Origin of the sequence: Bartonella sp. B1099 (assembly GCF_944801835.1) — a bacterium.
GTDB lineage: Bacteria > Pseudomonadota > Alphaproteobacteria > Rhizobiales > Rhizobiaceae > Bartonella.
The window spans coordinates 280,001-301,416 of the sequence record NZ_CALYLN010000001.1; the positions used below are offsets into that span (position 1 = coordinate 280,001).

The window sequence follows — 21,416 nt, forward strand, 5'->3', positions numbered from 1 at the left end:
AAAATATATAAAACTCAATAACTAAACAGGATCAAATAAATAGGCTGACTTTAAAGAAAGTATAGTGCCTCATTGCAATGCATGAAAAGAGGAGCTACTGCTAAAGTGTGTTAATCATTCTAGCGCTTGTTTGACGTTCCTTTAAAGGTTGCTTGAAAGGGATTTCTCGGCATAAGATCGATGGGTTATTACGGGATAAAAAGGATTTACATGATCTGTAATCTATCAATCAAATTCTTGTAGAAACGTGCTAAGCTATGTTAGCTTTCCTCATTTAATATCGAAAAGTATGCTTAAAATCTATGTGGGATAACGAACAACAAAAGAACGATCCCGGACAGGACCCTGCTCTTGTCGTTAAACGCTTGCATCCTGAACGTCGACAGGTTTCAGCCCGTTGGCTTACGGGAACTGTGCTCACGGGAATCACCTCCTGCATTCTTATGGGGATTGCACTTTTTACAGCTCTTGATGAACAACAACGATTGGTAACACCGCCACAATGGTTTACAAAAGACACTCTCTCACACGCACAAGACCCTGAAGCCAATGGCTATAAAGGGGATCGTATTGCGCCCACGCATGCACGGCAAAGCTTCGATAGTAAACGCCAATTTGAGCTATCAATTCTGCAAAAAAAAGGCGATGAAAAAGTTATTCAAACACAACATTTTGAATGGATTCGCATGGCGTTAGCCGAAAAGCGCCCCCAGAAATATAGCTATCCAAAATTTGATTCTTTAAGCATTCTTGCCAGTGATTCGAAAAATCAAAGCAGCAATCTAAAAGATTCGGGACAGATTTACGGTGCAAAAATCGAAACAAAACTCACCTTACGTAGCTATGATTTTAAGGTCAATCAATTCGATTTTGAGGACACCGATACGCTAACAGAGGAAGAGGCGCAACAAGAGATACAAAAAGCTGGATTTACTTTAGAAAAAAGTAGTGAACTCCTTTCGATTCTCACACTCATCGATCCTTTAAAATTAGAAGATGCCTCTTCTGATTCCCAAGGAACAGAATCTCCTGAAGTCCGAATCGTTCAAGAAAATGTAACCGTTTCTCCTCAAAATCAGCGGATCGATTTGGCAAAAAATTATGTTGAAGATATTATTCCTATTCGTAAAAAACAAAAAATCGCTGATGCTTTCAAAAAAACCAGTTACACAAAGAATCAAATTGAACAAGTTGTTAGCACTCTCGAAAAATTTAGCCTTTCCGATACGCTTAAAGAGGGAAGTTTATTGCGCATTGGTATCGTGACACAAGCTGGAGAAGAAGACCATCTCGTACGCGCAAGTATTTATCACGGGATGTATCATGTTCTCACCATTGCCCTCAATGATAAAGGTCAATTCATTGAAAGCGCAGAGCCTAAGATGTCTAAAGCACTCAAAACGGCTTTTCAAAATGGTATTCCCCATTCTTATATCAATAGCGCACAATTACCAACGGCTTATGATGCACTCTATAGTGCTTTGCTGAGCCACAATATATCACAATCGCTTTCTTATCGTCTTATTCGTCTGCTTGCCACCAATATTGATATGAAAAGCCGAATAACTCCCAATGACCAAATCGAAATATTTTATGCCGTCCCCCAAAGCGATAAAGAAACCCAAAACGGCAAAAAGAAAGCAAAAGAACCCTCTCAAAGCACTGATCCAGAAATTCGTTATATTAGTGCAACTTTTGGCAATACAACTTATAAATATTACCGTTATCAATTAAAAGACGGAAGCGTTGATTATTATGATTCTGAAGGAAAGAGTTCAAAGCCTTTCTTACTGCGCAAACCCACACCCAATGGCATTTTCGGTTCCCCCTTTGGTCCACGCAAACATCCTATTTTAGGCTATGTGCGCATGCATACAGGGGTTGATTGGGTGGCACCAAAAGGCTCACCTATTATTGCTGTAGGAGATGGTATTGTTACAAAAGTAGGCGTCACAGGCGGCTATGGAAACCATACGGAAATTCAACATGCGAATGGATATGTCAGCAGTTATTCACACCAAAGCCGTTATGCACCAGATATAAAACCAGGCGTGAAAGTACGACAAGGACAAATCATTGGCTATGTTGGAACAACAGGGATGGCAACCGGCCCCCATTGTCATTTTGAAATCATTGTCAATGGCGTCAAAGTTGATCCCATGCGCATCCGTATACCTGATAGCAAAGCCTTAACCAATCAAGATCTGCAAACATTCCTACAAGAAAAAAACAATATCGATTCCTTAATCAACAGCCCGATAAGCCCCTCTGAAGAGACTTAAAACATGAAAAGCACCGTGTAAGTGTCTTTCTCACAAAAGCTTATCAACATTTTCAAAGTCTTTCAAAAAATATCCTAGAGTTTAAACGACCTCAAAGGGATTTCCGCGCTTAAGAATATTTTAAAGGAGACGGATACACAAAAAAATAGAGCAATGTTTAAAATAGGCATAGCCTCTATTGCCTTATCAAGACCTAAAGGTGAAATTATAAAAAAGAAAAAATCGTGACTCTTTTCTTATATGTTCTATCAAGAATCTGAAAATCGCGTTCTTCCCTATCTCTAAAAAAATCCATATAATAACTTTCTATAAAATAATAAACAATATTTGCATTCAAATAAAAATACAAATCGTAAAATACTTGATTAAAAAAAGCATTATAAGGAGTTATTTTAGCAAATAAGATGACCATAAAGCTATTTTTATTAAATTTACGTCTTTTTTTTCAGTCTAAATTTTAATTTTAACTTGGAAGTTAAATAAATATAAAGTATAATGTAAAATTCAAATTGAAAAAAATAATTTTAGCTTTTGCAACATAAAGGTAAAAATACTTAAAAGGGGATAAACTTATGATATATTCAACTATAAATATAAGTATTGTGATAGGCTTAAGTATTTTTCTTATCTCGGAAAAAGCAATAGCGACACCTTATCACACGCAAAATGGAATAACAGCATCAAAAACGCAATCGAAAAAGTTGCAAAATTATTCAGCAAAGAAGAAAAGCATCAATAGAGCTAAAAAACTAAGAAATCTTCGTATGTCAATTAAGACAAAACAGAAAGGAAATGCACAATGGAAAAAGAAATCTTTAACCATAAAAAAATTGGATCAAGCAACAAGTAAAAAGCTCAAATCAAGAATTTCTCTTATAAACGAGAAAAAGTTGACAAACGAAAAAACAAACATTGAGAGAAGCAGAGGTCTTTCCAACATCCAACAGATTGATCACTTAATGCTTATCCTAAAACTTCTTTCAAGGTACGATGATCGTTCTTCTAAAATACAGCAACCTCAAGAAAATAATCCTTTACAAGAGATAGAGCAGCCTCAAAATCAGTCTCAGTCTTACCTTTCCAATGTTCAAAAGCCTGAGCAATCCAAACTTCTTTCAAGCAACGATGATCGTTCTTCTAAAACACAGCAACCTCAAAATCAATCTCGATCTCACAAGGGTTACACCGTCATTATCGCAGCTGACCCCCAGCCATGGCGTTTAACAACCGGAGATCCGAATTCAACAAAAAATAGAGATCCATGGATCAGAGAAAATAAAAAAGTTGCACAAGCACTAAAATCACATAAGGCAGATTTTATCATTGTGAATGGTGACTTAACAGAATATGGTCGAAAAGAAACATATGATAGCTATGCCAATATCTATAAAAACCTTGGTGTTCCTGTTTATGAGGGGCTAGGAAATCACGATTACGCAAATAATGCTCATGATTGTATAATTCCTTGGAAATTCAATTTTTTCGCTGATGCCTGTGCGATAAGTGCTGTTGAAAGAATGATCGCAGAAATGAAAAAATATAAGAAGAGCCTATCAAACTTTTCTCAAGATCTCACAGAGAAGTGGCTTTTTAACGGCACTCACCTAGTAAAAGGAAGTTTGAGTTATTCATGGGATCATGGCGATATTCACTATGTACAACTTCACAATTATCCACTCTATGAAGTGCATTTAAACGACCGTACAACGTCAATAAATATTAAGAACTCTTTGAATTGGCTAAAAAAAGATTTAGAAGCTGCTGATAAAAGAGGGAAAGTTACAATTCTCAACTTTCACGATGCGCGTCCCTATTTTAAAGATAAAAATTCTCATTTTCTTCATCCTCAAAATGCTCAAAATCTCGCTATATTTAAATCCATCATTACCGCCCATAATGTCAAAGCAATCTTTGTTGGACACGTACATAGTCGATTCTATTGCCGCGCACAGGATGATAAAGTCTTTGGAAACATTCCAGTCTATACAGCAGGAGCACTCTTTAGAGGCAGCTATTACCTCATAAAAGTAGAGGGAAAAAATATCCATGTTGAAGCTTATAATGAAAGTAACGGAAAACCGATTTTATATGAAGATCTTGGTCTCATAGGAAATGATACAAAATTCTCTGAAAGTTGTAGTCGTTTATAAAGGCATTTTTTCTTTTCAATCTCAACAAATAAAAAGGAAACTCAAACAGAGCTTTATGAGAACAGTATATCCTTTTCACCACCTATATTGAGTTTTGGCAAAGGAATGACAATTTTTGTCTCTCCCTAAAGAAGATGTTTCAAAAGCAAATTTTTTACCAAATTGCATACGAAAGCTGTTCTACCACCACATGGACCAAGGCCAGTTTTTGCTTTGAAGTTTGATTTTTCATGCCCTCGATCATCTTCTACAATTTCTACAATGCGTATCAATTATCTATTGGATTTAAATAAAAAAGAGAAATCAATACAGTTCACCCTTTAATCAGGAAAGATGTGCTTTAAGGAATTGGTGAGTAATCCACCCAAGATAATTCCAAGGGTTGTAGCATCTTTTGAAGACAAGCAACACTTTCATGAAGAGTGATGATTTTGCAAAACCATCTTTTATTTTCTTGTTTTAAAAACGAGCAAACAGAGAAAATTTACGCCTTTTAAAAATATCAGTCAGAGATTTTTTTTGCACTCTTCGTACTGAGTTTTGGCAAAGGAATGACAATCTTTGTTCCTCCTAAAGAAGACGTTTCAAAAAGTGGTTTTTCACCAAATTGCATACAAAGCTGTTCCACCACCACACGTCCCAGTCCTGTCTTTTGTTTTAAAGTTTGATTTTTCATCCCCACGCCATCATCTTCGACAACGAGCATCAATTGTCCATTGGCTTGAGGACCAAAGGAAATATAAATATGCCCCTCCCGTTGATCAGGAAAAGCATGTTTTAAGGAATTGGTCAGCAATTCACCAAGGATAATTCCAAGGGTTGTGGCATCTCTTGAAGACAAACGACAATCTTTAAAGTCCGTGTGAATGGTAATGTTTTCACGCAATTCAAAAGGGACCGCCAATTCGACATCATGCACAACAGAACTGAGAAAATCCGCCAAGAGAGTCGTTTCCATATCATCACTCAAGCGCAAACGACGATGGGCTGTGGAAATTGTCTGAATACGATCCCGTGCGGCTCCTAAAACAGAACGGACTTCTTCATTTTTACTCCGACTTAATTGAAGCCCCAGCAAAGAAGATACCGTCCCAAGAGAATTACCAATACGATGACTTGCATCCTGCAACAATATTTCAACCCGTTGGCGTTCTTTTTCGGCGTGATTGCGCGCTTTTTCTAATTCTTGGGTTCTTTCTTTCACACGGGCTTCAAGCGCGGCATTTTCGCTATGAAGCAGCAATTGATACAATTTTAAAGAACGTACATCACGATGAAAACGATTAATCACAAAATAGGCAGAAATAAAAGTACTCACAACCGAAACAATCGCTGCCAATGTTAAAGCAGCCCGCATCAATGCGATTCCCTCACGTTGTTTTTGTCGCACCACATCATCGCCATTAATAAAACTTGTCATCAATTGCGCTAAACGAGCCACGGGAATCCTCGAGACATCCAACGACACAGAAGGTTGAGAAGATTGATCAGGAAGTGTATCAAGCGCCTGCATATGGGCATTCATAAATGCTTTTCGTGCTTCAACTTCTTTTTTAAAAGCCTTAAACCATTCATCCCATTGCGGATGCGCATAAACAATAAGTTCGATATAATCGAGAATATCTCCCAATTCCCGCTCTGCATTTTCAAAGCGGATCTTATCTTCTGGCTTTCGGGTTTTTGCATAGCTGCGATCAGCAACAGCCATATCAATCAGGCTGATCAGCACCAAATCAGCCTGTTCGCGCAATTCTGAACTCGTATTTAACTGGGCAACTTCTCGATCAACGGCATTGGAAAGCAACATAATAAAAACCGATGCTAAAAGAGCCATCACAAGGGAAACAACAATCGCTGCCCATCGCCAGCGTGATATCGTTGCATCAGAAGAAGGCATTTGAGGCAGCAAATTTGTTTTTGTTGTCATAGAATTTCCATTGGCGAACTTGAAAGTCGTCATTTTTCAGTACAAAGGAAGGCAACCTTATGGAACAAACACCAAAAACCCATGAGAGTATTTCATACGGGCTTTTTTTGTGTTCCGAAGAGATACACGTCAAACATTCTGAATTTCCTCAGATACTGACTTTACTGTAATAGCTATAACGGGAATAAAAAAAACAAGGCTATCCATCATAATTATTATGCTTTTTTAGCCGTTAAATGAACACAATGTACTTCCAGCAGAATAAGAATCAGGTCCATAATCGGATTCACCATCGACATGAAGAATCTCCTGTAATCGATGACGCGCCCTGCTCACACGGCTTTTAATGGTTCCAACAGCACAGCCACAAATAGCCGCTGCATCTTCATAAGAAAACCCCGATGCCCCAATGAGAATAATGGCTTCTCTTTGATCGGCTGAAAGCAGATTTAAGGCTTTTTTAAAATCTTGCAAATCAAGTGTTCCATATTGAGAAGGATGAACCGCAACATTTTGGGTAAATACGCCGTCGGTATCTTGAACTTCTCTTCCCTTTTTGCGCATTTGACTATAAAATTCATTGCGCAGAATTGTAAAAAGCCACGCTTTGAGATTGGTTCCCATCTCAAAGGAATTTTGTTTAGCCCATGCTTTCATCACCGTATCTTGGACCAAATCTTCGGCTTTATCATGCTTTCCACTTAAAGAAACAGCAAAAGCACGCAGAGCCGGCAACACCAAAAGGAGTTCTTGTTTAAAGTTTCTCGCACATTTTGACATAAAGGATTCAAACCTTTTCCACATTGTTTAAAGCAAATTGCTCTGCACGCTCCAACTTCTCTAAAAGCTCGAGCAAACGCCGTGGTAGTGCTTCTTCTTGAATTTCCATGTAAAATTGGCGTAATTTCCGTGCTATCTCACTGTTAACCCCGAGAAGATCATCTCCAACTTTAAAGGGTGTAGTGAGATTTTTTTCATCACGGTCGTTCATTTTTCATCCCCCTAATCCATATAATATCAATAGCACCGCGAAGAATTTTTCGCCTTATGGTTGTAAATATAGCTGTGGGTAAAAAGTTCCATACAAATCGGAACTTTTTTATCTGTTGAGAATTTCAACCAACAAAATGCTTGAAAGGTCAAAGGAGTTATAAATTATGTCATTATCCACGCGCATTGCCCCGCATCTTCCCTATCTTCGGCGTTTTGCCCGTTCTGTCACCGGGAGCCAATCCTCTGGCGATGCCTATGTATCCGCAATGTTGGAAGCGCTCATAGCCGACATTTCTATTTTTCCCAAAGCATCCAGTGATCGGATTGGGACCTATTGGCTTTTTTGCCATCTTTTTGACCAAACCACTCCGAATATCCCTGAACCCCTGCCACAATTTGGAATTGAACAAAAAACCAGTGCCAAATTATCCTATTTGACACCCCGTGCCCGCCAAGCATTTTTGCTCATTGCCGTTGAAGGATTTAATGAACAAGAAGCCAGCGAAATCATGGATCTAGATACGAAAGAGTTTCGCAAGCTTCTCAACCAAGCCTCGATTGATATTTCTCAACAAATTGCCACACACGTGATGATTATTGAAGATGAACCTCTTATTGCACTCGATATTGAGCAAATGGTAGAAAGTCTAGGTCATCATGTTGTGGGCATAGCGCGCACGCGTGATGAAGCTGTGATCATGTATCATAAGAAAAAGCCACGGTTGATTTTAGCGGATATTCAGTTAGCCGATAACAGTTCAGGCATTGATGCGGTCAATGAGATTTTGAAAAATGATCGTATACCGGTGATTTTCATCACGGCTTTTCCGGAAAGGTTATTGACCGGCGAGCGTCCAGAACCGACTTTTTTAGTAACCAAACCTTTTAACCCAGATATGGTGAAAGCGCTTATTTCGCAGGCTTTATTTTTTCAAGAGAATGCTTCTAAAGCGGCTTAGAGCAAAGTAAACCTTTTCCATTATGATCGTTACGCCTCTTTCCAAGCGTCCTATAGACAGATCTCATATAAGCGCGCTCATGCAAGCGATTCGTGGTGCTGATATTTGTGTTCTCTATCAGGCAACAAATCTGGTTTATTTATGGGCTGAAAACTTACCACAACACCTGCACGATAAATGGCGGGTTGGATGTCGTGACAGCGACTTTTTTTCGCTTGACCTTGCAGACAATATGGAAACCATTAAATTGCAGGTTTTAGCCAGTGGCAAAATGCAAACCGTTGAAGCACGTTTTGAAGATACGAGCAAACAAGAGATTTGGTATAAATTTTCTATTGATTGCCACCGCAATGACAACGGAGACATCATTGGTATTATTACCACCGGTGTTAATATTTCCGGTTTACGCCGCCGTGAACAAGTGCTTAAAATTCTTCTACGCGAAGTCAGCCACCGTTCTAAAAATCTTCTAGCGATCATTCAAAGTATTGCCAGCCAAACGGCCCGCTATACTGAAACGCTTCAGGTTTTCTTACGCAAATTTCAAGGTCGTCTTCATTCTCTTTCTCATTCTCAAGATCTTATCACCGATTCCGATTGGCGTGGCGCCCAATTTCGTGAATTGGTCCAAACGCAAGCGTTTGGCTATTTAATGAAAGAAACAGAACGTTTTTCACTTGAGGGTGTTGATCCTTACCTTTTTCCCAATGCCGCTTTGCATATTGGTTTGGCTTTTCATGAATTGATTGTCAATTCTCTTTCTTTTGGAGCCCTTTCCCAAGAAAAAGGACACGTCTATGTACGCTGTGAAATCAAGACACAACTGAATGGCAAAACGCATCTACGCATCACTTGGAATGAACACTTTGAATCCGGAACCCTTCCGGCAAATGATAAAAAAGCTTGTTTTGGCAGTACTGTTCTCGAAAAAATTGTTCCCATTTCTGTCAATGGTTCAGCTTCCTTCAAATGGACAAAAGAAGGGATTGTTTATTGCCTTTCTGTTCCTGATACGTATTTTGATATTTTTTCTTAAAAGAGCCTTTTAAACCATAAATTCCTCTCTTCAGGAAAATTTCTAACCTGTTCAACATAAAGATATTTTTCTCCTCGCAAAAAACCGTAACAATGAAAATGCTCCAGTCAACGCCCTTCCCGCTGTCCATCAATGACCATCTCTTGCCATATATTTTAAGACAAAACCCCAAAGGATGAAAAACAAGCTGTTTCAGCTTTTATATACCCCATCAGAGCGGAGCTATTCCTCCTATCTTTTTGTATAATTTTCTTGTATTATTTTTTCCAGGCGCAAACCTTTTCATTCTGGAAAAATGATGATTTTAAGGATTAAAGCCAACCATTACGCTTCAGAGCTTTACAGGGCTTAAGGAATCTATGGCAAAATCAATAAACCAATAAAAATGACACAATTTTAATGCTTTTTTATTGATCGCATTCTGAATCCTCCTCTTCACACAAAAGAGAACATCCAAAACGGCAGATACCTTTTCCCTTCACGCACTTTTTTAATATTTCTCAATGCTTCCAAGCTCATTTCAACACAGCGCCTGCAAATAGGCTCCTCTCCCCTGTAAAGTGAACCATCAAGCCCTTGCATAGCCCTTACGCGCTAAAAGCAGCCGTTGAGCACCATTATACCCAGCGATACAACAAACCCATTATATTTCCCCTTACAACAAACTTTTGACATGAGAGAGCATTCACAAGCGCTATTTTGAGTGTTTTTTACAAATATTTTTCCCCACCAGTTTAGCCCACAAGCTTGGCTTTTATGAAGTGCAAGCCAATGATTTTGAGTGATTCAATCTAGAAGATTCTTGGGGTTTGGAATCCCTTGGAACGAACAAACTTTAAAAACGTTTAACAACGAAGAAACCCTAGGCTGACGAATTGGAGCCTACGCTGTCAACCGCTCATTTGGAAGATATTTTATGAATCCCCTTATTTTTATTCTCTTATTGGTTTCATGTACGGATGATTTTAACAGTTGCTATTCCAACAATACCATGGCTAAAATCTACCCAACGGCTCAAGCCTGTGAACAAGCCATGGTGCCATCCATAAAAAAGTCTGCATTTTATGGACAACAAATTTTTGCCCAATGTATAAACGTCCCCCCCCAATTACATCAACAAAAAGTAAAATTGATCTGGTCTGTAACAAACCACGGAAATTTCCTGCTTGAAAGCCAAAATGTCAACGACAAGAGATCAATAGTCCAAAAAGAAGACATTTTACCAACATTGCCTTCTCTTCTGCGTTCTTCTTCCACAAACCTCTTGCACAAAAAACTTTAAACGCATAAACCCATCAGATCTTAAAAAAAAGTTCAATAGAAGACATGATGGATAAATAAGCCAATGCCCTCCTCAAAAGCCCCTCACACAGAGCAAAACCCTCACCCCCAAGATCTCCCCTTAGATCCTGCTGTAGAGCGGGTGAGAAAAAAACTGATGGGTTTAATGATGATTTCCGTTTTAATAACGCTCTTCCTCATTTTAACCGTTCTATTTTTAATCGTTTATAAAGTTACAACGGGATCAGCGCCAAAACAAACAGAGCTCTCTTCCTCCCACAGCAAAAATCCACACGTTATCCACCACACGCTCTCCCTACCGAAAAAAACACAGATTTTGTCGCAAAGCCTCTCAGAACACAATATTGTTCTGAAGACGTTAACCCCTGAGAGACAAACAAAATTTATGATTTACAATTATCATACCGGTGCACTGATTGCCGTTCTTTCTATTGAAACAACAGAAGAAATATCAACGGCAATACCTCATTAAACAAGTCAATAACATCACCGGCTTACAGAGCATTTTTGAGATCTCAATATTTTTTCTCGGCTTCAAGATGCTATTACTTGAACGGCGGCGTTTTTTCTCCGTCTCCCCTCCACCACTTCCAAGACAAGAGATAGCTGTTTTGTCACCCCCTTTTGGGCGAAGTTACCCACGAAAATTCAAAGAAAGTGCGAGAAACCGCACATACCCCCACATGCATTACAGCAACAGCACCACAAACACTTAACCCAACATGCTTAAAATGTTTAAACATTTTCCTCAGCTTCAAGATGCTATCACTTGAACGGCGGCGTTTTTTTCTCCGTCTCACCTCATCGAAATAAAGGAGCTACTTTTCAAGTCAATACATTTCCATTCTTAAGAAAACGGATATCGCCTGCAATAACTTAAATGAAAGTGCAAGAAATATACCTTCTTGAGGACGCAAATTCAGTCTATTGATTTATAATGCCCCTTTTTTCTATGCTAAACGAACACTGCAAATATCTTAAGATTCTCTCATACCAACGCTCTTCATGATGAAGCTTATCAAAATCATTTTCTCACACATCACAGCAGAGAGGCCTATGCATAAAAAGCTCTTTATGAACTGATTTCAAAAGCCAGAGGGAAAAGCTGTTGCAACATTGATAATGAAAGCAAGAATGCCCAGTTTGCACCTTTTATTCACAAAAGTGATTGATGGCTTTCACAGTATAGCTTTCCGGTAGTAAAATAGACTGAGTAGATTGAAAGAGATTAAACACCACACACGTATCTAACAAAGCAACCTGTCCTTCATAAAAGAACCGCCTCTTAAAATACACAAACGCAGATTTTCTCCATCCCCCTCATCTCTTCCAAGCCCCCCACGCCAAGCCAAGAGATAATCTTCTTAGCCGTCTCCCCTATTGGCAAATATTTTTCATAAAAACGTAAAGAATGAAAATTCAAAGAAAGTGTAAAAAACCGCACCTGTACACATTCTTACACCAAAAGCACCATTAAACACTTAACACGGCTGACTTGAAGGATTTAAACATTTTTCTCTGCTTCAAGACTGACCACACGGCGACGACGCGTTTTTTTCTGTATCCCCTCACTTAATCCCGGCAAATCAGAGACCTCTTCTGTTGATGTTGACACATCGCCATTTTCAGAGTTTTCTGCTGTAGTCAATGAAAACTCAAGGGATGATTGCTCTTTAGTCCGTACCGTACGCCGGCGCGGAGAGCGACGTGTTTTCTTAACCGGTTCACCATTTTCCTCAGAGCAACCATTCTCCTGAGCTGTTTTCGCATCTGATAGAGCCTCGACAGCATTTTCACGTGCATTACCATTTTGTGCTTCGACATATGAATCATGACCATTTTTTTGCGACTTTTTCTGCAATCCATCTGTGTCCTGTAATCCTTTTGTGTCACATGCGATAGCCTCTATTTTTTGCTCTTCAGGATCACTTTCACTGCATTCTTGTCCGTTGTTTTCATCACGATTTTCATCCCCACGTGTTTCATCACGTCGAGCCGATTGAGCCATTTGCCCAGCTGCGGCTAAAATAATCCGCAAATAGTGCTCGGCATGTTGTAAATAATTCTCCGACATCACGCGATCCCCCGCCCCTTGTGCATCCCGCGCAAGGCTGATGTATTTATCAGCAATTTGCTGAGCATTTCCGCGAATTTTAACATCCGGACCGCTACTTTCATAATTGCGAGACAACGGGTTAGGACCGCGACGATTATTATTGTTATTACCATTATTGTTATTATTGCGACCGCGTACCCGTCTATTTTGTTGTGGCCTCATCTTTATCCCTTTATTGGAGTGTGTATCTTATATTGACTCTTCTTCATTGCATTATTTTTTTGCATTATTTTTTGATCATGCTGCTCATGTTTAACATACGGTTATCAAGCTATCCGCGTTTTATTTCACTCAAACGAACCCTACTGATATTGATAAAAGCATATATTTTCTTGAAAATCACAAAACAGCAGGGAAATTGTAAATCAAAAATTCCCTCTTTTTCTGTCAACCAGCAGAAACCTAGTGATGTTCACATAAAATGCCAAGTGTTTTTTTTTAAATAAACCATATTTCACTAAAAAAAATAATTACCTTGTGGAAAACAAAAAGGAGAACACACATAGAACACCTCTGACAAAGAGCAAACTCCTGCCAGAGAACATGGGAAGCTTCCCTTTTTCTGCCCTAAAACCACTTTTTGCTCTAAAACCACCGCTCCTAAAAACGCCGATATTCTTTCCCCCTCGTGCCCTAAACTCATAAGCACTTCTGCCCTAACGAGTCACTGCGGGAACCTCTTTATTTTATGAATATAGCCTCTCTTCACCGCTAAAGCAACCCCTTGCGAGCGATAATTGACAATCGCTTCACAAAATCCCTTAAGACTCTTATAGATAAATTAATATGAAAGATTATTCAAGCCCTATAATCATCAAAAGACCACTCTTCTTTCTCAAACATACCAAAGATCCTCTTAATTTCTATTTTAATCCCATAGATTTTTAAGTTAATCCCCCTTCTTTATTGAAGACAAATTGATCCTAAAAACTAAATAGTTAAATACAAAAAATATCAAATCATTTAAAAAAACGACCAACATGTTACACTTCCTTAAAAATCGGATTCTCCTTTAAAAAAGTGCCCCTTCAAAGTCTATCAACAAGAATAACATAACAGATTTCTTCTCTTATCCTTGTCTTATCAAGAAAACTGAGGGGGATAAAATAAGCCCATGGGCCCCCCATAGAGCACTTTATGCATGAAGCAATCTTGAAATTTATACCCTCTCAAAGAAAGAAATGTTTTTTACTCAGTTTTGTCATATCTCAGTTTATCATATCTATTGCCCCCTTTATCATCCCTGTTGGCTTAAGCCACCCTCAAAGGAAGCGGATTCTTTCTCCACACCAATCTGTCCACAATCCGAACTTTTTTAAAATTCGTACAACAAATTGATTATAAAGATCATTCATCTTTTTTGTCTTAAATTTTTGTATTGAGTAAAAAAACCTTCAGACCGTAAGATTTTTTCATCCTCAATCTGCTTCCTATTCAATCAATCAAAATTCATTGCCTTGCACGTTACACGCGAAGGAGAGCCTGCACAAACGATAAAAAAGACTCAAAATGCCTCTTATGAACTGTTTTTAAAGCTCAAAGACTGTCCGTAACATTGGAGCGCTAAATATATGAGAGGCGCTGGCTTGCACTTTTATGAAGCAAAAAGAGAGGGGGAACTTATAAGTTTTATATACTCCATAGACGTTTTATATATTTCATGAGCGCCTTCCTCATTTACGCAGCACCGTTGAAAATGGGCTTCCCATACCTATTATTTCCCTTAAATGAAACGCCTGCAAAAGTTCCCCTGAAAACGCACCATGCCCTTTAAAATACTTTAAAGAAGCCTCCATAGCTTATACGATCACACCTTAAATGAACCAAGACTTGTACAAAATAAATATATTTTAATGGTATAGAGGGCATTGGTATAGAGGCAGAGAGCAATGGGGCGTTTTTTATCTTTTCATCAAAATTCACATTCTTTTAACTTTTCGTGTAACACCTTAAAAGTAATTGCGTTTTCTGCCTTTTTCACCTTCTTTTTCATTGAGAAAACAGTCTCGTAAGAGAAAATAATTTCCATCCCCCGGTCGAACCATCGTCAAACATTGTTTTTTTGCCGTATCAGAAAGCTTATCCCACATTTCACGAATAGCAAAATAGGCCTCACTTTCCAAATTAAGACAATGCTGATAAACTTCTCTTTTCATATCGGGCATCACGGAAGCAGAAATTTCCTTGCAATACACACGCAGATCAAAAACAGGAATAGCCAATTCAACAGGCGCTTGTTGTGCTATTTTTTTGTGAGAAGAAAAATAACTGACCGCCTTTGCAAAAACAAAAAACAAAATCACAATACAACAGACTATCATGCAAACAAAAGCAATCTTGCGATATAATCTTTTGAAATAAGCCTTTTGTCTTGCGCGGATTCTTTTTTCCATAAAGACTATACCCTTTACACATCCCAAGAGAAGCTTTTTACAACCCAAAATGATAGAAGTATCTTTTTACATAATACAGGGTATAACAGCAAACGATCAATATGCTTAAGGACTCTTTTTTCTCTGTAGCGTTAATATTTTTACTGTTTTTTATCATATAAAACTCTTATGAAAAACCTTCCCTCATTATAGAAAAAACAGATTATAATTTTCTCCCACCAGCTTAAAAGACAAAGATTCTTCATGCAGCCCACTCTGTAAACAACTCGTCTTCATTAAGACGCACCCCGTTGATTGATAAAGAATGTTCATTATTTTGCATGTTAAATAAGACATCCAAATATCGCAGAACTCTCTCTCATTTCAAATCTGTTTTGGCTATTATATCAGTCAAAACCCCTTGTTTAGACATTACAAGTGGAGCTAACGTGTAGGCCAAAGACTATCCAAGAAAGGTATACCTCTAACCGTCTCAAATTCTAAGAGCTTATCGCAACATTGTGGGTTGGACAAGTGGATGAAAACGCCAACATACTCTTTTATGAACTATCAAGAAAAGAAGAACCCTATCCATTTTATACAAGTTCATGAGGGTTCCTTATACCATTCACGTAACCCCTCGCGAAATAAACTTAAAAGAAGGATGACTCTTTAGAGCTTGTCACAACATTGAAAGCCAGAGAAATATATTGAGAGCATTCTGTTTTCCCAGAGGAATACGATCCCCTAAAGACACGTGAGAAACAAAAGTGTAAAACATGATCTTCATTATTTAAAAGATAGGGATCGTTTTAAAAGTCGTAAAGAAAAAAGAAACTGATAAGACGCGTCATTATCCGCCTTTACATTTTCAATGAAGCTGTCTCCCCATTTTATGTTTTCCTCCCATGCTACTCCTCCCCCCCCCATGTCATTCTCCTCATGTCATTCTCGGTCAAAAAGGAACAAAGATCTCTTACGCTTCAACGCCCTTAAAGACAACCAACGCAAAGAAACAAACACCTGCGTTTTTACTTTAATGCCCCCCATTGGGATAAAAATACCTAAGAATTGAGCAATTTCATTGCAAAAGGACATCACAAAATACAATGATGAGAATAATGAAAAAAGAATTCAAAGCCTTCTCAAGAACAGAGATCAAGCACTCCACCTGTGAGGCAATAAAAAAAGCCGCACCATTCAATGGTGCGGCTTATGAATAGAGATATAATTTAAATAACATAAAAAAGAAATCAATAACCAATACTTATACACAAAATGTATAGTATTGCAAGATTTTTAATTATATTTATAAAGTTTATCCAGAGATAAGTATAAAGAATGAGCGATAAAAGCACTTTTTTATCTCATTCATCTGAATGAAAAAAGACCGTTTTGTCTCTCTTCTGGCTTTAACCATATGAAGAATAATATCTTTTTATTGAAGAGTATCGTTTGCAGTAAAGCATACTTTAAAAGCAAAATGTATTTAATAAATCAAATTTTTTACGGATGCTATTTTACGACATCAGCAAGATGAGACAAACAAACAACGGTTTTCCTATAAGGATACCCCCTATTTTGTACAGTATTGTCTGATAGGAAAACAAGTGCAAAGCAAGCCTTCTCCAATTACACAGCTTTTCTAGTTGCTGATAAGAAAAGACACAATGACAGATATTTTTTCTTTGAAAAAAGCGTAAAAACAGCAAATTTTTATAGATGTAAAACCATGGCAAGCTCTATTGACAAGATATTTCAAACGGCTGCAAGAACTTTTTTTGCAAACTTTTTTGCCATTGTTTTTTATTTAGGTAAGGCTTTTTTCTCTTTGGGCTCCAAAGCCTTGCCTATAAGACTTTGTCTCTGTGCCTTTATCATGCGCCCACCTCTTTTCAAAAACATCATGATAAATTTTGCTGTAATACCGCTTGTTTTTGAAGACACGCTTTCTATCAATTTTTACTCTTTTTAAAGACATCACAAACGCATAGTAATTTTACGCCCACTGAAGATGGTAATAAGGTTTCTCTTCATTGATAGCTTCAAGCTATAGATAGGTGTTATGATGACTTTTTTCTCTTTCCCTTGTTTAACAAAGAAGCAAAACCTTGAGAAGATCCAAAAGTGATGTTTTGACCAGCATGACTGTGTATTTCTGGCACCTTCAGAGATATAGCTTCTGAAACAAAATTGCTCTTATCGACAGATGATTCTACACTCATTTCTGGTGCATTTATTTTAGTGCCTGATAAGGTTATTCCACCACTCACAATACTACTACTCATACTGCTTTGATCATCTTCTTTCGTATTTTGTTTTTGTTTGACATTGTCAAGATCGAGAGTCTTTAACTTTTTTTCTAAAGCATCCATGCGCTTTGAAATTTTTGTCATATCTTCATATGTTTTTTTCAACAATGCGTTCAAAGGAGCATGTCCCATTCTCCCGCTGGCATAAAGCACCACACGAATACATTCAGGATCATCAATGTCCGCAATAGAAAATGGAAAAAGTGCCATTATATCCCCTTTTTGAACAGCTCCCTAGAGCCTTTGAATGAATCTCTTTTCGCTTTGCACGGCTCTTTTGTTTCTCGTGCAACCAACCGCTTGAAGGCGTCGAAACTGTTTAAAACCGCGTGGCTTTTGAAAAAATTTCTTTATCGAAAATTTTTACAAGATATTTTTTAAATTATCTTCTGCTTTTCACCTAAAATGATGAATTTATCCCCTAAAACCAAAGAAAAATATAGGATCGCCTTGCATGCCTTGTTGGCATTCTCCCAATAAGACAAAACAAACCTCATCAATCTTTAAACAATGCCAATCGATAAACAAGAGTTTGAAAACAATCCGGTGTTTAGCGGGATTCCACTTGGATTCCCTAAATTCTCTATATTGTCACCGCTCAAAGGAGGAAATTTCATGAGAGCTCTACAAGCCTCCCACACAATATTCACCACACACATTAAGAAACACCCCATGCATAAAATTTTAACCATCTCTCAAACAAGGAAACGATTATCTGACAGATTTTTTCGTCTCACGCTTATCCTGTTTCAAGCAATTGCCAAGCAAATACAAAATGCCATTTGCCAAAAGACAGCTCACCAGACGTTATAATAAATCGCCCCCCTGCTCTAGCAAACAGATCGCCCATTTTGAAAACAAAGAGCACTTTTTATCATCGCCCATCAGAGCTCTAAACTCAAACGCTCTCAACAATGAATCGCGACACCACAAGAGAAAGGCATACAAGAAAGAGAAAGTGGATAAAACCTTTGATTTTTTAGATGAAAACTCTATAAACGAAGGAAGATTTTCTTCTCTCTTTTAGCCCCTCATCTTAATGATCCCCTCACCTTAATGATCATTGTCTTGATCCTCTAAAGAACAAGAGGCAAAAAGACCTTTATCTCCAATAAAGGTGCGACAAAAAGTAAAATCATCAAGAGGGTTTAAGGGGTTATTTTTTTTCAGGAGCATCTCAAAACTTTCTGTACGATAGATTCGATAAGGCGTTTTTTCATCATAAAGATTTTTCAACCATTTTGCTCTCTCTTTTATCTCTCAGCTTTCATTTTCAGGCTTTGATCGCATAAACCACCGCCATATTGACGGGGCGTGTTTCATCCCCCCCTGTTTTTTGTAATAAAACCTTATGTTCATGCTCTCCTGCAGGATCTGTCAACATTGTTTTAATGAGGAAGAGAGCTGCATACCTTTTAACATCACCCCAATTCGCCTCGAAAATTCTGTTTTCAGTCTCTGGAAAACTATGCTGGTGTTTGCCTGTTGAATCTGTTTTCCCTTCATGGGTATGGGCTTTAAAAGATTCTTCTTGTCGACTTCCCAAAAGGCGTCCTTTATCAATGTTTTTTCCACTATCGAGCCCCCGTAAAAACATTCCCCGCAAATCGGGAACATTAAATGTTGTTTTCCCATCTCCTTTTCCCCATATTTCCCCCAAAACAGCAAAGAGATTGGCATAGCTCTTTCGCGAATATTCTCTCCCATCACACAACAGCCACCCAGAGGGTATTTTTTCACTCGCAAAAGTTCCAATAAACCCAGGTGAAAAAGATTCCGGTAAAGGAGGAAAGGGCGGAATTTCAGGAAGTTTTATAGTAGGATTGGTTAAAAACCAGCCATCAGCATTTTTCCCAGCAATATCATGCGTATAGACGATTTCATAAAGCCCTCCCTTTTGGATTTCTCCCCCTTTTAAAGGCATAATCCCCTCTGGCGTTGCCATATAAGTTGGTCTTGGAGGCAATTGATTTAAAGAAACATTTGTTATTCCTCTATTGACGCCTTGTGCTTTAAAACGCACCACAATGCCATCCATATAGGTCTCAAAAAAAGATTTTGTCGCCAAACGAAGAGATGTTCTCTTGTTCTCGTTATCAACCGTAAACTGTGTTTCAATCACGCCCCCATTATCCAACAAATATTCTTTGATACGTTGCATCATAGCGCGTGCACTATCATTGACTGAACTTGGCGGTTGCCCTTCAGCCCAGTTTATATTTTCATCGACATAAGCATTTTCTGATGCGATGATTGACCAATCATAAATCGAACTCATAGGAAACACTCTTTTTGCAAAAAGGAAAGACGCGCAAAAACGGAAGAAAAGAAAGCCAGAATTTTATTTTTAGAAGCCGGTGTTTCCTTCATTTTCTTCATTTTCAGCCCTATTTTGTCATAATCCACATGCAGTAATTTTGTTTTCGCATTGACAAAAACAGCTTCAGGTTTCACACGCAACACGTCTTGCGCCAGAACGCCCTGATACCGTTGTGGATTTCCTTTATAATTAAAGTTATAAAGAGGATATCCTTTTTTCTTTCCCACAAGGGTAATATTTTCTTTTGCTCTCACATCACAAAGTCCTAGAATTCCTCCGACCAATCCCAGCACTTGCTGGGCATCACGCAATGGATCTTTTGTCACAGAAGGGATTATTGTAGATTTTCCGGAAGTTGTTCCGTAATTTCCAGCCGCCTGTGTTCCAACCTGTAATAAGCGTTCCAACCGGTTCCAATCTTGATTATCTTTTTCTGACCATTTTTGGTGCTCCGCATCTAAGATATTTTGTCGATTGAGATCTTGAATCATCCCCCCTTTCAGAGCATTTCCTTGTACATTACTCTGCCCTTGATAATAGGCGTTTGCCGCATTCACTTGATCATGCTGCGCGCGATCAATCATCTGGTTTGCATTCATCATATTGTTAATATCTTGATTATACTGCTGTGCTGCCGCATTTGTAGCCAAGGCGCCCAGTTCATCGGCGAGCACGCCGGTATGGGCTCCAGAACCATAACGCCCCGCCCCAGACATCGATTGATTAATGGCATCGGAGGTTTTATTCAGGGCATTTTGCAATGCCATATTAAATTTACTATTATTTCCAATCCAATTTCCCTTCGCCATACCGGCAAGATTTATAGCACTGTTGGTTGGTGCATTTAACCACTGCGTGAGTGTAGGATTGTTATAAAGCCCTGCAGCTTGTTGTAAACCGGCCAGCGCATTTTGTGTCATATCGCTAAGACCCGCAACGCGCTCTCCCTGATAAACATTTCCACCAATTCCTTTTTTATAAAGCCCCTGTGCCTCTGCACTGGCTTGTTTCAGAATATCCGCTGCCCAAGCGGGGGGTGCATTTGTTTGTGTTGTCGTTTGCACTTGAGGTGTTTTTTTTCTACTCATGGACCCAGAACCTTTCTATATTGAATAAGATTACGAGAATATCCGTGATGAGCGAGCCTTTTCGCCCATCCAACTCTTCCAAACATGTGTATTTCTTCAGCTTTGATTGTTCGCGCCCATTTTTCAACCTCATCAATCAATTTGACCAATTTCAGTCCTCCCTCTCCAGCCAAATCTGAGAGAACGACGCATTTTTTCCCCGTATGGATACTTTCAATTTTAGTGATTGCAAAAGCACTAAATTGGGTTTTATTTTTTAAGACCAGCCACAATTGAGCTTGTCCTATAGCAATTTCTTCAGCAATTTTTTCCAGACAAACATCATCTGGAAAGCGCTGAGCATATTTTTTCAATGCTGCATTAAGAGGCTCTTGATAGGGCGCTATTTTTTTCCATGACCAGTGCTGTGTTAGGTGAGCAGAATAGACATCTTGATGCTCTTTCATCATGATTTTAGCTTTCTTAATTTTTTTACGCACACCAAACATCCCCCCCTTGCGCCCTCCACGCGCTCCTGTTTACCGCACAGCTTTCAAAAGGAAGCCTCCGCCATCCCTTG

General features: G+C 38.6%; 17 protein-coding genes. 7 read left to right on the plus strand and 10 right to left on the minus strand.

Annotated features, from left to right (window positions below):
* The first annotated feature begins 302 nt into the window (after window positions 1–302).
* Both NNJ73_RS01150 and NNJ73_RS01155 read left to right on the plus strand, forming a co-directional pair.
* On the plus strand, window positions 303–2,282 hold the full coding sequence (locus tag NNJ73_RS01150; RefSeq protein ID WP_254492334.1) for a M23 family metallopeptidase: 1,980 nt from the start codon (window positions 303–305) through the stop codon (window positions 2,280–2,282).
* A gap of 572 nt (window positions 2,283–2,854) precedes the next feature.
* Window positions 2,855–4,432 (plus strand): metallophosphoesterase, encoded by a 1,578-nt coding sequence (locus NNJ73_RS01155; protein ID WP_371923228.1) that lies wholly within the window; start codon window positions 2,855–2,857, stop codon window positions 4,430–4,432.
* A 502-nt stretch (window positions 4,433–4,934) separates the two neighbouring features.
* Here NNJ73_RS01155 and NNJ73_RS01165 read toward each other — a convergent pair.
* From NNJ73_RS01165 to NNJ73_RS01175, 3 genes are all read right to left on the minus strand, one after another.
* On the minus strand, window positions 4,935–6,359 hold the full coding sequence (locus tag NNJ73_RS01165) for a sensor histidine kinase (protein WP_254492335.1): 1,425 nt from the start codon (window positions 6,357–6,359) through the stop codon (window positions 4,935–4,937).
* Window positions 6,360–6,584: 225 nt separating this feature from the next.
* Window positions 6,585–7,139 (minus strand): RNA polymerase sigma factor, encoded by a 555-nt coding sequence (locus NNJ73_RS01170; protein ID WP_254492336.1) that lies wholly within the window; start codon window positions 7,137–7,139, stop codon window positions 6,585–6,587.
* Between the two features lie 7 nt (window positions 7,140–7,146).
* Window positions 7,147–7,350 carry a NepR family anti-sigma factor gene (locus tag NNJ73_RS01175; protein ID WP_254474736.1) on the minus strand — a complete coding sequence of 68 codons (204 nt, stop codon included), beginning with the start codon at window positions 7,348–7,350 and terminating at the stop codon, window positions 7,147–7,149.
* Window positions 7,351–7,516: 166 nt separating this feature from the next.
* On the opposite strand from NNJ73_RS01175, the gene NNJ73_RS01180 reads away from it, so the two are divergent.
* The 4 genes from NNJ73_RS01180 to NNJ73_RS01195 all read left to right on the plus strand — a co-directional run bounded on the left by NNJ73_RS01180 (window position 7,517) and on the right by NNJ73_RS01195 (window position 11,121).
* The gene (locus tag NNJ73_RS01180; protein ID WP_254474737.1) at window positions 7,517–8,311 is read left to right on the plus strand and encodes a response regulator; all 795 of its coding nucleotides are present in this window, start codon (window positions 7,517–7,519) and stop codon (window positions 8,309–8,311) included.
* A gap of 22 nt (window positions 8,312–8,333) precedes the next feature.
* On the plus strand, window positions 8,334–9,347 hold the full coding sequence (locus NNJ73_RS01185) for a sensor histidine kinase (protein WP_254492337.1): 1,014 nt from the start codon (window positions 8,334–8,336) through the stop codon (window positions 9,345–9,347).
* 916 nt (window positions 9,348–10,263) lie between these two features.
* Window positions 10,264–10,629, plus strand: coding sequence for a hypothetical protein (locus tag NNJ73_RS01190; RefSeq protein ID WP_254492338.1), 366 nt, complete (start codon window positions 10,264–10,266; stop codon window positions 10,627–10,629).
* A 63-nt stretch (window positions 10,630–10,692) separates the two neighbouring features.
* Window positions 10,693–11,121, plus strand: a complete 429-nt coding sequence (locus NNJ73_RS01195) for a hypothetical protein (protein ID WP_254492339.1) — start codon at window positions 10,693–10,695, stop codon at window positions 11,119–11,121.
* Between the two features lie 1,032 nt (window positions 11,122–12,153).
* On the opposite strand, the gene NNJ73_RS01200 is transcribed toward NNJ73_RS01195, so the two are convergent.
* On the minus strand, window positions 12,154–12,927 hold the full coding sequence (locus NNJ73_RS01200) for a DUF4167 domain-containing protein (protein WP_254492340.1): 774 nt from the start codon (window positions 12,925–12,927) through the stop codon (window positions 12,154–12,156).
* A 1,787-nt stretch (window positions 12,928–14,714) separates the two neighbouring features.
* Window positions 14,715–15,158, minus strand: coding sequence for a hypothetical protein (locus tag NNJ73_RS01205; RefSeq protein WP_254492341.1), 444 nt, complete (start codon window positions 15,156–15,158; stop codon window positions 14,715–14,717).
* 1,570 nt (window positions 15,159–16,728) lie between these two features.
* On the opposite strand from NNJ73_RS01205, the gene NNJ73_RS01210 reads away from it, so the two are divergent.
* Window positions 16,729–17,112, plus strand: coding sequence for a hypothetical protein (locus tag NNJ73_RS01210; RefSeq protein WP_254492342.1), 384 nt, complete (start codon window positions 16,729–16,731; stop codon window positions 17,110–17,112).
* Between the two features lie 88 nt (window positions 17,113–17,200).
* Here the strand turns inward: NNJ73_RS01210 and NNJ73_RS01215 are convergent, their stop codons facing one another.
* The 5 genes from NNJ73_RS01215 to NNJ73_RS01235 form a co-directional block, all read right to left on the minus strand.
* Complete coding sequence (locus NNJ73_RS01215; RefSeq protein WP_254492343.1) at window positions 17,201–17,659, minus strand: hypothetical protein; 459 nt, start codon at window positions 17,657–17,659, stop codon at window positions 17,201–17,203.
* An 843-nt stretch (window positions 17,660–18,502) separates the two neighbouring features.
* Window positions 18,503–18,685: a hypothetical protein gene (locus NNJ73_RS01220; RefSeq protein WP_254492344.1), complete on the minus strand. Its 183-nt coding sequence runs from the start codon at window positions 18,683–18,685 to the stop codon at window positions 18,503–18,505.
* A 37-nt stretch (window positions 18,686–18,722) separates the two neighbouring features.
* A complete protein-coding gene (locus NNJ73_RS01225) occupies window positions 18,723–19,727 on the minus strand; it encodes a phage tail protein (RefSeq protein WP_254492345.1) in 1,005 nt (334 codons plus the stop codon).
* A complete protein-coding gene (locus NNJ73_RS01230; protein ID WP_254492346.1) occupies window positions 19,724–20,857 on the minus strand; it encodes a tail fiber domain-containing protein in 1,134 nt (377 codons plus the stop codon). The genes NNJ73_RS01225 and NNJ73_RS01230 overlap by 4 nt, the downstream gene beginning before the upstream one ends.
* On the minus strand, window positions 20,854–21,345 hold the full coding sequence (locus NNJ73_RS01235; protein WP_254474756.1) for a hypothetical protein: 492 nt from the start codon (window positions 21,343–21,345) through the stop codon (window positions 20,854–20,856). Before NNJ73_RS01235 ends, NNJ73_RS01230 begins: the two co-directional genes overlap by 4 nt.
* Window positions 21,346–21,416: the final 71 nt, after the last annotated feature.

Bases quoted from the DNA above. Each gene is read 5' to 3' on its own strand.
- NNJ73_RS01150 (WP_254492334.1), top strand. From the start codon at position 303: ATGTGGGATAACGAACAACAAAAGAACGATCCCGGACAGGACCCTGCT.
- NNJ73_RS01155 (WP_371923228.1), top strand. From the start codon at position 2,855: ATGATATATTCAACTATAAATATAAGTATTGTGATAGGCTTAAGTATT.
- NNJ73_RS01165 (WP_254492335.1), bottom strand. From the start codon at position 6,359: ATGACAACAAAAACAAATTTGCTGCCTCAAATGCCTTCTTCTGATGCA.
- NNJ73_RS01170 (WP_254492336.1), bottom strand. From the start codon at position 7,139: ATGTCAAAATGTGCGAGAAACTTTAAACAAGAACTCCTTTTGGTGTTG.
- NNJ73_RS01175 (WP_254474736.1), bottom strand. From the start codon at position 7,350: ATGAACGACCGTGATGAAAAAAATCTCACTACACCCTTTAAAGTTGGA.
- NNJ73_RS01180 (WP_254474737.1), top strand. From the start codon at position 7,517: ATGTCATTATCCACGCGCATTGCCCCGCATCTTCCCTATCTTCGGCGT.
- NNJ73_RS01185 (WP_254492337.1), top strand. From the start codon at position 8,334: ATGATCGTTACGCCTCTTTCCAAGCGTCCTATAGACAGATCTCATATA.
- NNJ73_RS01190 (WP_254492338.1), top strand. From the start codon at position 10,264: ATGAATCCCCTTATTTTTATTCTCTTATTGGTTTCATGTACGGATGAT.
- NNJ73_RS01195 (WP_254492339.1), top strand. From the start codon at position 10,693: ATGCCCTCCTCAAAAGCCCCTCACACAGAGCAAAACCCTCACCCCCAA.
- NNJ73_RS01200 (WP_254492340.1), bottom strand. From the start codon at position 12,927: ATGAGGCCACAACAAAATAGACGGGTACGCGGTCGCAATAATAACAAT.
- NNJ73_RS01205 (WP_254492341.1), bottom strand. From the start codon at position 15,158: ATGGAAAAAAGAATCCGCGCAAGACAAAAGGCTTATTTCAAAAGATTA.
- NNJ73_RS01215 (WP_254492343.1), bottom strand. From the start codon at position 17,659: ATGGCACTTTTTCCATTTTCTATTGCGGACATTGATGATCCTGAATGT.
- NNJ73_RS01225 (WP_254492345.1), bottom strand. From the start codon at position 19,727: ATGAGTTCGATTTATGATTGGTCAATCATCGCATCAGAAAATGCTTAT.
- NNJ73_RS01230 (WP_254492346.1), bottom strand. From the start codon at position 20,857: ATGAGTAGAAAAAAAACACCTCAAGTGCAAACGACAACACAAACAAAT.
- NNJ73_RS01235 (WP_254474756.1), bottom strand. From the start codon at position 21,345: ATGTTTGGTGTGCGTAAAAAAATTAAGAAAGCTAAAATCATGATGAAA.